This is a genomic window from Streptomyces sp. NPDC048275, assembly GCF_040652275.1.
Taxonomy (GTDB): Bacteria; Actinomycetota; Actinomycetes; order Streptomycetales; family Streptomycetaceae; genus Streptomyces.
Map to the genome: position 1 here is coordinate 1 of NZ_JBEZLR010000160.1, position 12,709 is coordinate 12,709.

Here is a 12,709-nt window from a genome sequence, read left to right on the forward strand (position 1 = left end):
CGGTGTTTCGCCCTGGGGGCGAAATCCCGTTTCCTGCCCTGCTCCGCAGGAGTCCGATTCCTCCCCGGCCTGAAGGCCGAGGCATCCTCGGAAGATCCCGGTGAAACAAGGGAGAAGCGTGATATCGGAAGCCGACATCCTCATCGTGGGCGGCGGACTCGGCGGAGTGGCCGCGGCGCTCGCCGCCTGCCGGGCCGGACGAAGCGTCGTGCTCACCGAGGAGACCGACTGGCTCGGCGGACAGCTCACCTCACAGGCCGTGCCGCCGGACGAGCACCCCTGGGTCGAGCAGTTCGGCACCACCGCCTCGTACCGCCAACTGCGCGAAGGTATCCGGCAGTTCTACCGGCAGTGGTACCCGCTGCGTTCCCAGGCCCGGTCGCTCGCGGACCTCAACCCGGGCGCCGGGCGCGTCAGCAAGCTCTGCCACGAGCCGCGCGTGGCGCTGGCCGTCCTGGAGGCCATGATCGCGCCCCACCGGGCCGCCGGACGCCTGACCGTGCTCACGGATCACAGGCCCGTCGCGACCGAGTCCGACAACGATGTCGTACGGGCCGTGACCCTGCAGCACCGGCACGACCAGAGCCGCGTCACCATCTCGGCCCGCTACGTCATCGACGCCACCGAGACCGGTGAACTCCTGGATATCGCGGGCGTGGAGAACGCCTGCGGCGCCGAGGCGCGAAACGAGTACGACGAACCGCACGCTCCCGACCTGCCCCAGCCGCTCAACCAGCAGGGCATCACGGTGTGCTTCGCGCTCTCCCATCACGAGGGCGAGGATCACACCGTCGACCGCCCCACGGACTACGACTTCTGGCGCGCGTACCGCCCCGGCTTCTGGCCCGGCCCACTGCTCGGCTTCGACGCTCCAGACCCGCGCTCCCTGGAGCCCGTGCCGCGCACCTTCGTACCCAACCCGGACCGCGACCCGCTCGACGTGAGCGCCGACCAGAGCGCCGACGCGGGGGACAAGGAACTGTGGGGCTTCCGCCGCATCCTGGCCCGCAAACTGCACCGCCCCGGCGCCTTCGACTCCGATATCACCCTCGTCAACTGGCCGCTCAACGACTACTGGTTGAAGCCGCTCATCGGGGGAGGGGCGCAGACCGGAGCCGAAGCGGTCGCCGAGGCACGGCAGTTGTCCCTGTCGCTCCTGTACTGGCTGCAGACCGAGGCGCCCCGACCGGACGGCGGAACCGGCTTCCCCGGCCTGCGGCTGCGCCCCGACGTGACCGGGACCGCCGACGGTCTGGCGAAGGCGCCGTACGTCCGTGAGTCGCGCCGCATCAAGGCCGTCACCACCGTCACCGAGCACGACGTGGCGATCGACCTGGTAGGCCCGTACGGCGGCACCAGGTACCGGGACTCCGTCGGGATCGGCGGCTACCGCATCGACCTGCATCCCTCCACCGGGGGTGACAACTACATCGACATCGGCTCGGTGCCCTTCGAGATCCCGCTCGGTGCGTTGGTGCCGAGGAGGGTCCGCAATCTGCTGCCTGCGGGCAAGAACATCGGCACGACCCACATCACGAACGGCTGCTACCGGCTCCACCCGGTGGAGTGGAACGTCGGCGAGGTCGCCGGTGCCCTCGCCGCACACTGCGTCGCCGAAGGAGTCGAACCGCACCAGGTCCAGGCCGAGGACAAGCGGTTCGAGGAGTTCGCGCGGCTGCTCGACCGCGGCGGCGTGCAGCGCCACTGGCCCGACGTACGCGGCTACTGACCCCGGTGCACACGGCGGCCCCGGCGGCCGTGGTGCGGGCGCGATACCGGGCGGGCCGGCTCCACCCGTCCCGCCCGGCGACCGCCCGCGTACGACCGACACAGCACAAGGAGGTGCCCAGACATGACCACCCACCGCATCCGCGTCGGCATCGACGTGGGCGGAACCTTCACCGACGCCGTGGCCGTGGACGCCACGTCGCTGCGGCTGCTGGGACAAGTCAAGGTCCCCACCAGCCACCATCACGAGGACGGAGTCGCCCACGGCATCGTCGAGGCGCTCGACCGGCTGCTTCAGCAGGTCGGCCGCGCTCCCGCCGACGTCGCGTTCCTGGCGCACGGCACGACCCAGGCTACCAACGCCCTGCTGGAGGGCGACGTGGCCATGGTCGGCCTGATCGGCATCGGCACCGGGCCCGGCGCCTTTTTCACCCGCAGGCTTGCCGCGCTCGGCAGGCTCGAACTCGCCCCCGGCAAGCGGCTTCCGCTCGGCTACGCACATGTCGCCGACCCGGACGACACGGCCGCCGTGCACGCCGCTGTCGAGGAGTTGAAGGCGGCGGGCGTTCAAGTCCTCGTCGCCACCGAGCCGTTCGCGGTCGACCGCCCTGAGGGGGAGCGGTCCGTGCTGGCGACGGCCAGGGCCGCCGGGCTCCCGATGACGGCCGCGCACGAGATCACCTCGCTGTACGGGCTCCACAAGCGGACCCGCACCGCCGTCGTGAACGCGGCCATCCTGCCGCGCATGCTCGCCACCGCCGACCTCGTCGACGCGTCCATCACGAAGGCGGGCGTCACCGCACCGCTCATGGTCATGCGGTGCGACGGCGGGGTCATGGGGCTGGACGAGATGCGCCGCCGCCCGCTGCTGACGGTGCTGTCGGGCCCGGCGGCCGGCGTCGCCGGCGCTCTGATGCAGGAGCGGATCAGCGAGGGCGTCTTCCTCGAAACCGGCGGCACCTCCACCGACATCAGCGTCGTACGCCGTGGCAAGGTCGCCGTCCGGCACGCCACCATGCTCGGCAAGACGTCGTACCTCAACGCGCTCGACGTTCGCACGGTCGGCGTCGGCGGCGGTTCCATGGTCCGCGTCGACCAGGGCCGCGTCACGGCCGTCGGGCCGCGCAGCGCGCACATAGCGGGACTGCCCTACGCCTGCTTCGCCGACCTGGACGACCTGCGCGACGCGACCCTCGCCACGGTGCGCCCGATGGCGGACGATCCGGCCGACTACGCAGTCCTGGACGCGGCCGGCGGCCGGTACGCGATCACCATGACCTGCGCTGCCAACGCGCTCGGACGCGTCCCCGAAGGGGACTTCGCGCACTGCGACCCGGAGGTCGCGAAGGCCGCGATCGTGCCGCTCGCCGCCGCCCTGGGCGTGGACCTGCCCACCGCGGCGGGCCGCATCCTCGACGCGGGCGTCGCACAGGTGAGGGCGGTGGTGGACGCGCTCGTGCGCGACTACCGGCTCGACACCGACACCGCGGTCCTCGTCGGCGGCGGGGGAGGGGCGGCCTCCGTCACTCCGCACTTGGCGGCGCTCACCGGGATGGAGGGCCAAATCGCCCGGCACAGCGAGGTCATCAGCCCGATCGGGGTGGCCCTCGCGCTGGTGCGGGAGCAGATCGAGCGGATCATCCCGGGTGCCACCGAGGAGCAGATCCTCAGCGTCCGGGCCGAGGCCGAGCGGGCCGTCGTCGCCCAGGGTGCCATGGCCGACGGCGTCGAGGTCGAGGTGACCGTCGACCCGCAGACCAGCACCGTGCGCGCCGTCGCCACCGGGGCCACCGAACTGCGTACCCAGGACCGGTCGCACAGCGCCGACGACGCCGAGCGCCTCGCCGCGGCCGCCGCCAGCCTCAAGACCGACCCGGCCCAGGTCCGGGTCCTCGCCGGCACGCCCGCCCACACGGTCTACGGCACCGAGGTACGCCGTCGGCTGGGGACTGCCCGGCGCCCCGTGCGTGTGGTCGACGCCGACGGGGTGGTGCGCCTGCACGCCTCGGACGCGCGTGTGACCGCTACCACCGTGGGGGCCGCCCCCGAACTCCTCGCCCACCTCGTGCGCGAGGGGACATCGTACGGCGACGGGGGCGTCCGTGCCCCCGCGCTGCGGCTGCTGCTCGGCTTCCGTATCGCCGACCTCTCCGGCGTCCTCGACCCGGAGCCGCTGCTCGCTCTGGCTCGCAGCGAGATGCGCGACCACGCGGCCGACGAGCCCGTGGTCGCCGTACTGGAGGTGCGGTCATGAGGAGTGCGCCCACGACTTCGGCGCATCACGCAACGGCGGGCCACCCCGCTGCCCTGGGCGCCGTCGACCCGGCCACGGACGATCTCGATCTCGCCGTACGACTGCTCGGCGCCACGCCCACCCACGAGCGACGCGACGATGCCCAGTTGCGCCAATGGGCCCAGGCCGTCGAGGAGTTCGGCGCGACACTCGAGCCTGGGCCGTGCCGCGCCCGGATCGTGGAACGCGACGACGGGCTCGCACAGCTGCTGCTCGCCCGCTACACCTCGCGTCCCGCCACCGTCGAGCTCTACACCGACACCATCGACCGGGCGGAGACGCTGATCGACGAACTCGGCTGGCGCTCCTGGTATCCCGTCGGATCCGTGCGAGCCGCGGCCCTCGCCCACGAGACCGCGCACCAGCTGCTGCACCGCAAGGAGACGAGGGCCGCCCTCAAGGAGGCGGCCGGGCACATCGCCCTGCGCGTGGGCCGATTCCGTGTGCTCGGTCATGTGGCGGGGGCGGAGGAGATCGCAGCCCATGCCTACGCCCGTACCGTCTGCGGACTCGGCCGCAGCCCCCTCCTGCTCACCGCCGCACTCGCCGCCGCGGTGACCGCATCCAGAAGAGAGAGCTGACCCATGGGTGTCGTCATTCTGTTCGTCATGGCGGCCGGAGTCGCCGCCATGCTCACCCGCAAACTGCCCACGGCCTTCGCACTCGTCATCCTGGCCGTTGTCATCGCCTTCCTCGCCGGCGCGCCGCTGACCGGCAAGAACAGCGTTCTCGACACCGTCCTCCAGGAGGGCGCGCCCATGCTGGCCGCCACCATGATCGCGATCGTGCTGGGTTCCTGGCTCGGCAAGCTCCTCGAGGAGACGGGCATCGCGGCAACGCTCGTCCGCAAGATCGTCGAGTTCGGCGGTGACCGTCCGGTCGTCGTGGCCCTCGGTGTGCTGGCCGTGTCCGCGCTCGTCGGTACCGTCACCGGATCCGCGCCGGCCGCGATGCTCGCGGGGCTCATCGGCATCCCGGCCATGATCGCGGTGGGCATCCCGAAAGTGACCGCCGCCGGGACCGTCCTCATGGGCATCGCCGTAGGCATTCCCTTTGAACTGCCCGTGTGGCAGTTCTTCTCCACGGCCCTGGACCTGCCCATACCGACCGTCCGCGGCTTCATGGTCAAACTGTTCCCGTTCGCCCTGGCCGCTGCGGTCGGGTACGTACTCGTCGAGTCCCGCCGCCGAGGTGTGGAGCACGCCTGGTCCCTGAAGTCCCTTGAGGAAAAGCCCCGTTCAGCGAGTCGACGGGAGAGGCTGGGTGACGCCCACTGGTACGCGCTGCTCACCCCCGCCGTGCCCCTGGTCCTCGCCCTGGGCTTCGAACTCGCCATCATCCCCTCCCTGCTGGCCGGTGTCCTGTACGCCCTCGTCACCACCACCCGCCCGCGCGACATGAACAAGCGGCTCCTGCGGACGCTGTACGGCGGTTTCGAGGTGGCCGCCCCGCCGATCGCCCTGTTCATCGCCATCGGCATCCTGCTGGCCGCGGTGAGGCTGCCCGGCGCCGTCGACGCGCTCGAACCGCTCATGAAGGCGGTCAGTCCGCACAACGCGGTGCTGTTCGTCCTCGTCTTCACGCTGCTTGCGCCGCTGTGCCTCTACCGCGGGCCGTTGAACGTGTTCGGACTCGGCGCCGGGATCGCCGGTGTCCTCATCGCCACGGGCATCTACCCCGCCGCGGCCGTCCTCGGTATGGCCACCTCGTACAACCAGGTCTTCGGCGTCGCCGACCCCACCAGCACCCAGACGGTGTGGGCCGCCCAGTACGCGGGCGTCTCCCCGCAGCAGGTCATGGTGCGCACCCTCCCCTACGTGTGGGCCGTCGCCCTCGGCGGGCTGTGCGTCACCGCGGCCACCTACCTCTGACCCCACCTTCTCCCTGGAGCCGACCATGCATGAGCCGCGTATCGACCGACGTCTGTTCCTGCGCGCAGGCGCCGCCACCGGCGCCGCCGTCACCGTCGGCGGACTCACCGCCCCGGCCGCGACCGCCGCACCCGGCAAATTCCCCGACTACACCTACATCCGCACCCTGCTCACCCCGTCCCAGCTGAAGTACAACCCGACCGGCGAGATCATCTTCCCGTGCATCCGCGGAGTAGCCGGACGGATCGCCTCTCCGCTGGGCCGGTACTACCTGTACTACGCGCCGCACGACGCGCCCGGCGGCATCTGCCTGGCCTACGGCGACTTTCTGGAAGGCCCCTTCACGGAGTACCCGAACAACCCGATCGTCTCCAACAACTGGCAGCCCCACTACTCCGTCAGCCACGTCTCGTCCCCCCATGTGATGTGGAACGAGAGCGCCAAAGAGCTGTGGCTCTACTTCCACGGAGAGAACACGACCACTCGGCTGGCCCGGTCGAAGGACGGCATCAACTTCACCTACGACAAGGTCGTCCTGTCCTCCTCGATGCTGCCCAGCGGCACTACCGAGACGTCCTACGCACGTGTCTTTCCGCAGGAGTTGCCGGCCCGCGGCGCCCACTACGTCATGGTCTTCATGCTGAACAACACCACCGACCACCGTGACATCCACTGGGGTTGGTCGGCCGACGGGCGCACCTGGACCTACGATCAGCAGCCGCTGATCCGTCACTCCGACGTGGGTGCCGTGAATGTCGGCGGCCCGCACGTGCTCTACCGCAACAACAGCACGTACGTCGTCTACAACAAGGACAAGGCGAGCGGCGGCGACATCATGATCACGGAGGTGGGCAACGACTTCAGCAAGCGCAGTCATCTCGGTGTCTTCTACAACTCGCATGGCACGGCACCGGAGAACGGCCGCGCGGCCGCCCCGTCATTCGGCACAGACGGCGGCGTCCCCTACATGATCTACGAAGCGGGGGAGCGCCTGGCCGGCGCCATCGCGATGGCCCGCGTCTGACGACCGCCCCCGCGGGCCCCGCGGTGCGGCCGCGGTTGCGCTACGGGGTCGGCGGACCGCTCGTTCGCGCCGGGGCGGCGCAGGCCCATACAGGAGGTGGTGGACCGTGCGGGGGAGCGGCGCTGAGTCCTTTACACCGGTGGAGTCTCCATGGGTGAACCGGAACCTGTCTCCTTGCCCTGGTTATTGTTCCGGACCCTGGCTGCCTGACCGATCTGGCGCGGTTGTGGCACGGACCGGCCCCGCGACCGACACACAGGTGAGTCTGCCGCGTACTTCCTGAGCAAGGGGCGTTGCTCGCAGCCGGACTCAGGAGACAGTCCCGGCCATCGCGCCGCCGCCGGTGTCGACGCCGCCGCTCGGCTTGGGTGCGGAGAAGGGGGCCTCGTCCGGTCGGCACGTCGTCCCGGCCGGCGGGAGGGTGCCGTCGATGAAGTAGCGGCTCTCGTACTCGTTGACGCAGTTGCTGGGGTTGAGCAATGCACTGTGCCCGTATCCGTTGTGGGTGAGCAGGCGGGCGTTGGCGAGTCCTTCGGCCATGGCCTGCGCGTCCCGGTAGGGGGTGGCGGGGTCGTAGGTGGTGCCGACCACCAGGACGGGGTGTGCCGTGGGCTTGTTCCATGGGCCGCGGTAGCGGTCGGCGGCTCCGGCCGGCCAGGTGGAACACGGCTCTGCGGCCCAGGTCCAGAAGCGTCCGGCGTCGCCCGCACGGGTGGCGGCGGCCTCCTCCAGTACGTGGTAGATACCGGGGTCACGCGGATGGGGGCTGTCGGAGCAGAGCACCGCAGCGCCCTGTTCATCGCCCGTGTACGGATTCGGGACCGGTGGTACGGGCAGAGGCGGGGGCTGCTGCGGGACGCGGCCCTGCCACAGGGCCTGCAGCCGGCCGGCGAGGAACGTCCATCCGGGGTGGACGATGTCGAGGCCGCTCACCACGTCACCGACCGTCCTGCCGTAGGTCCACGCGCCCACGGGATGCTGCCTGAGGCGCTGCATCAGCTGGTCGAACTTGTCCCGGGTCGCTTCGGGGCTGCCGGCGGAGAAGGCGCAGCGGCCGGTGGCGGCGGACCCGCACAGGGCGAGGAACCGGTCCAGGATCGCGGCCGCGCCGAGATCCGAGCCCATGCGCAGGAACACCGGGAGCCGGGGGTCGTCGTCGGACGCGTGGTTCGTCCACGCCTGCGGATCGATGTTGCTGTCGAGGGTCATGGCGCGGACCTTGCCGGGGAAGAGATTGGCGTAGGTGGCGCCGAGGAACGTGCCGTAGGAGATCCCGAGGTAGGTGAGTTGCGGGTCGCCCACCGCCTGGCGGAGCCGGTCGAGGTCGCGAGCGGTGTCGGCGGTCGACACATGGCGCAGGAGCTCGGGGTCACGCTGCTGACAGCGCCGGGCCAGATCCTTGTACGCGGCGATCCAGGCCGTTTGCTGCTGTTCGCCCACCGGGAGGCCGGCCGGTTTGCCCGCCATCCACGCGTCGGCTTCCTGGGGACGCGCGAAGCAGTTCACCGCGGTGCTGTTGCCGACTCCGCGTGGGTCCCAGCTGACGATGTCGAACCGCTCCCGCACCTTGCGCGGGAAGAACTCGTAGTTCTGCGGCATCTGCACCGTTCCGGGCCCGCCGGGTCCGCCGGGGTTGAAGAACAGGGTGCCGATGCGTCGTCCGGGGCCGGTTGCCTTCCGCTTGACGACTGACAGTTCGATGGTGCGGCGGCCGGGGTTGCGGTAGTCCAGCGGCACCTTTGCGGTCGCGCAGTCGAACGGACTGCCCTGGACGCAGGGTTTCCAGTCCAGCTTCAAGGCGGGCACCGAGGGAGTCGGCGTCCCGCCGTCCGCGGCGAGGTCCGGCCCGGTGAATGTGGTGGAGCAGGCCAGCGCGAAGGCGATGGCCGGGGCGTAACGCCGGCGGCCCGCTATGGATCCGGGTATGTGCATGCTCCGTCCCTCCGCTTCATGGATGAAAGCCCGATGCCACCCATGCGCTGGACGCCGGCACGCATCCGCATCAACACCACCGTGGTCCGGCGAGGCGTGCCATTCGGCCGCGGCCGAACGGGCGAACTCCTCGAGGCGCGTCGTCGCCGGGGGCGGGCGGGCGGTGCTGTCGTGGGGGCTTGGCCGACGCCGAGGCGGCTCGGTCAAGAACTGCGAGGTGACCGGCGGCGCCTTTGTGCCACTCGCTCAAGAGACCGTGCTGCGGCGCGGCGCTTCGCGTGCTGCTGCGGGCCCGGTCAGGAGGGGGCGGTGGTGCCGCGGGGCCGGTTACGGGCCCACCGCTGGAGATCCGGGAGGCAAAGAGGAGTCCGGTTTTGCGCGTGCCGGCCGGGGTGATGGACGAGGAGCCGCAGGACGGCGAAGTTCAGATCAGCGCCGGCCGGCCGGCCAGTTGCGGATACAGCGCCTTGGGGCCGACGGCCAGGGCTGCCTGGACCTGCTTGCTGAAGTCGTCGGCGAGGACCTCGTGCAGTCCGGCCTCGACACCGTCGAGAGTCGCGCGGGCCACCGCGGCGGGATCGGACTTCGGCGCGGTCACCTTCGCGGCCAGTTCCGTCGAGAGGTAACTGACGTGCAGGGCTGTGACTTGTGTGCCCTGTTCTGCGAGGGCCACCCTCAAGGCGTTGGTCACCGACCATTCAGCAGCCTTGGCCGCGGCGTATCCGGCGCTGGCCGTGATCGATATCCAGGACAGCACGGACAGGACATTGACCACCGCGCCGCCGCCGTTGCGCCTCAGAACGGGGGCGAAGGCCCTGCTCATGGCGAGGGTGCCGAGAACGTGCGTCTCGAACTCCAACCGGAATGAATCCAAGTCCGCCGTGAGCACGTCGGCCCGGGTCGACAAACCGGCGTTGTTGATCAGGAGTGTCACGTCCTGGGCCTGATCGGCTGCCGCGTGCACGGATTCGTGGTCGGTGATGTCGACTGCGACCGGGATCGCCCCGGGCACGGTGACCCTTTTGGGGTCGCGGGATCCCGCGTAGACCTTGGCTGCTCCAGCGTCGAAGAGCGCCCGTACGAATTGCTCACCGAGCCCGCGGTTTGCTCCGGTGACAAAAGCGACAGACCCTTGGACCTTCATGGGAGCACCTTCCCCGCGATGGGTTGCAGGGACGAAGACCGGCGGACGCGCAGCGCACACCGCGCGGCCCCGCCCGCTTTCCATTCAACGTATGTTGCGTGGGTTCCCGTCACCACCCGAACTGCGCCCGGCCTGGTGGTCCGGGCGGTAGGTGTGCGGTGCCACAACTCCATCGGATTCTTTCGAGGACCGGTGGAGGCCGGGCTGGCCGTGCCGCTTCAGCGCTCGGTGGATGACCAGCTGTTCCGCGTACCGACCGCCACGGGACACGGAGCCCCCCGCTGCGGTTGTTCATCGCGACCGGCACACGCCCGGTGGCGGTGGCCACGCAGGACCACCGGCGAGGGGATGTCCCTGGCCAACGTGGCGGAGTCGTTCGCCGCCGGGCCGAAGCGGTACTGCCCCGGTGTGCAGGCTGCGCGACGCCGCCACGGCCTGCCCTGCGATGTTCCCGCTCGTTACCTTCGCCGACGCTCGCTCCTGCCGACTGGGCGAGCCGGGCTGGGCGGCCATCACGCCCGAGCAACGCACGGCGGACGCGACCGTCGATGCGCTCGCGTGCCGCCTTGATGTTCGGCTGCCGCGAAGATCGGCCGACGACGGCCCACGTTGGTCCAGACCTTGACGTGTTCCGTTCATCGGAGCACGCTGAGAGCGCTCTCACACGATCGGAAGGGCCCGCTCCCCGTGACCTCCCCTGTGGCGGGGCGCGGCCCCCGACCGTCCGTCCGGCGCAATTCAACTCCGGTGGGAGAAGCCCACCTGGCAGGAGGACGAGCGTGCTTGCCTTACGGAAGGTGCTGGTGGCCCTGGTCGCCGCGGCGGCCGTCGCCGCGGGACTCACGGCCGCGGGCCCCGCATCCCACGCCGAAGCCGCGGTGCCCACGACCATCCCGCTCGAGTTCAAGAACAACTCAGGGCGCAGCGACCAGGTCTACGTCTACAACATCGGGACCCTGCTCTCGACCGGCCAGCAGGGCTGGGCCGACGCGAGCGGCACGTTCCACGCCTGGCCCGCCGGCGGCAACCCGCCGACCGACGCGCCCGACGCGTCGATCGCCGGACCGGCGGGCGGCCAGACCATGACGCTGCGGATGCCGAAGTTCTCCGGCCGGGTCTACTTCTCCTACGGCCGAAAGCTCGTCTTCAAGCTGACCACCGGCGGTCTCGTGCAGCCCGCGGTGCAAAACCCGACCGACCCGAACGCGGACATCCTCTTCAACTGGACCGAGTACACCCTCAACGACGCCGGACTGTGGATCAACAGCACACAGGTCGACATGTTCTCGGCCCCCTACGCCGTCGGCGTCAAGAACACCTCCGGCACCGTCAAGAACACCGGCCACCTGAAGACCGGCGGCTACGCCGGCTTCTTCAACGCCCTGCGGGCCCAGCCCGGCGGCTGGGCCAACCTCATCCGGACCCGGTCCGACGGCACCGTGCTGCGTGCCCTCGCACCCGGCCACGGCATCGAGTCCGGCGCCCTGCCGGGCACCGTCATGGACGACTACGTCAACCGGGTGTGGACCAAGTACGCCACCTCCACGCTGACGGTGACACCGTTCGCGGACCAGCCGGCCACCAAGTACTACGGCAGGGTCTTGGGCAACGTCATGAACTTCACCAACAGCTCCGGCGCCGTCGTCACCACCTTCCAAAAGCCCGACGCCGACAGCATCTTCGGCTGCCACAAGCTCCTGGACGCGCCGAACGACCTGGTGCGCGGCCCGATCTCCCGCACCCTGTGCGCGGGCTACAACCGCTCCACGCTCCTGACCAACTCCAGCCAGCCCGACACGGGTTCCGCGGGCTTCTACCAGGACACGGTGACCAACCACTACGCCCGGAAGATCCACGCCCAGATGGCCGACGGCAAGGCGTACGCCTTCGCCTTCGACGACGTCGGCAACCACGAGTCGCTGGTCAACGACGGCAACCCGCAGACGGCGTACATCACGCTCGACCCGTTCAGCTGAGCGCCCCGGCCGGCGAGTGAGTGCCCGAGGGCGTGAGGAAAAGGCGGGCGCCGGGGATCACGCTCTCGGGCGATCGCGGATCGGACCGCGTACGAAGACCCACCCGGCCCTGTGCCGGCCCGGCCCGCCCTCCGGCCCTGGCGGTGTCTGCCGGACAGGCCGGGGCCGCGCGCGCTGCGGCCGGCGGCGCCGGCCGGCCTGAGGGCTGATGCGATGGGCGGATGAACTGGCAATGGCGCCGTCCGCATGACTTACGGCCCCCGCTGCAACCAGCCTGTGCACGGACCGACTCCTGACATGCACAACCGGTACCCCTCACGTAAGGAAATCCTTGTGAGTGCCACAGCCTTCGAGTCCGGTACGCCACAGACCTTTGCCGACCCCTACGCCTGCGACCCGCCCGGCTCCTCCTGGTGGGACCCGGCCCCGCAGCCCGCCCGGGACGACTACCTGCTGCCGCCGCCGAATCCCACCCAGCGCATGGACATCGTGATCGGCCCGCGCGACCGGAGGCGGCTGGACCTTCATGCCGCCCTGACCACGGCCGGCGTCCCGCCCGAGGCCGAAGACCGGGAAGCCATCGACCAGCTCAGCGCCCTGCCCGACAGCATCAATGCCGCCATCCAGCGCTGGATCCGCCACCTCACCTAGGGCCTGTCCGGCGGATCAGGTCGCAGGGAAGCAACGGCGCCTGATAGCCCAGGTGAGCGGGGTCTGGTGCGTCCAGCTGCAAGGCGGAGG

The 12,709-nt window shown here is 70.5% G+C and carries 9 protein-coding genes; 7 read left to right on the forward strand and 2 right to left on the reverse strand.

Going from position 1 to position 12,709, the window contains the following annotated elements; translation table 11 throughout:
• Positions 1-118: 118 nt before the first annotated feature.
• From AB0D57_RS45375 to AB0D57_RS45395, 5 genes are all read left to right on the forward strand, one after another.
• Complete coding sequence (locus AB0D57_RS45375; RefSeq protein WP_362088275.1) at positions 119-1,729, forward strand: FAD-dependent oxidoreductase; 1,611 nt, start codon at positions 119-121, stop codon at positions 1,727-1,729.
• 123 nt (positions 1,730-1,852) lie between these two features.
• Entirely contained in the window at positions 1,853-3,982 is a 2,130-nt protein-coding gene (locus AB0D57_RS45380; protein ID WP_362088277.1) for a hydantoinase/oxoprolinase family protein, read from the forward strand.
• Entirely contained in the window at positions 3,979-4,602 is a 624-nt protein-coding gene (locus AB0D57_RS45385) for a hypothetical protein (protein WP_362088279.1), read from the forward strand. Before AB0D57_RS45380 ends, AB0D57_RS45385 begins: the two co-directional genes overlap by 4 nt.
• A 3-nt stretch (positions 4,603-4,605) precedes the next feature.
• On the forward strand, positions 4,606-5,892 hold the full coding sequence (locus AB0D57_RS45390; protein ID WP_362088281.1) for a transporter: 1,287 nt from the start codon (positions 4,606-4,608) through the stop codon (positions 5,890-5,892).
• 25 nt (positions 5,893-5,917) lie between these two features.
• Positions 5,918-6,916 (forward strand): hypothetical protein, encoded by a 999-nt coding sequence (locus AB0D57_RS45395; protein ID WP_362088283.1) that lies wholly within the window; start codon positions 5,918-5,920, stop codon positions 6,914-6,916.
• A gap of 309 nt (positions 6,917-7,225) precedes the next feature.
• Here the strand turns inward: AB0D57_RS45395 and AB0D57_RS45400 are convergent, their stop codons facing one another.
• A complete protein-coding gene (locus tag AB0D57_RS45400) occupies positions 7,226-8,848 on the reverse strand; it encodes an alpha/beta hydrolase (protein ID WP_362088285.1) in 1,623 nt (540 codons plus the stop codon).
• Positions 8,849-9,272: 424 nt separating this feature from the next.
• Positions 9,273-9,992 (reverse strand): SDR family oxidoreductase, encoded by a 720-nt coding sequence (locus AB0D57_RS45405; RefSeq protein ID WP_362088287.1) that lies wholly within the window; start codon positions 9,990-9,992, stop codon positions 9,273-9,275.
• A 779-nt stretch (positions 9,993-10,771) separates the two neighbouring features.
• On the opposite strand from AB0D57_RS45405, the gene AB0D57_RS45410 reads away from it, so the two are divergent.
• Positions 10,772-11,968 carry a glycoside hydrolase family 64 protein gene (locus tag AB0D57_RS45410; protein WP_362088289.1) on the forward strand — a complete coding sequence of 399 codons (1,197 nt, stop codon included), beginning with the start codon at positions 10,772-10,774 and terminating at the stop codon, positions 11,966-11,968.
• A 333-nt stretch (positions 11,969-12,301) separates the two neighbouring features.
• On the forward strand, positions 12,302-12,619 hold the full coding sequence (locus AB0D57_RS45415) for a hypothetical protein (protein WP_362088291.1): 318 nt from the start codon (positions 12,302-12,304) through the stop codon (positions 12,617-12,619).
• Positions 12,620-12,709: the final 90 nt, after the last annotated feature.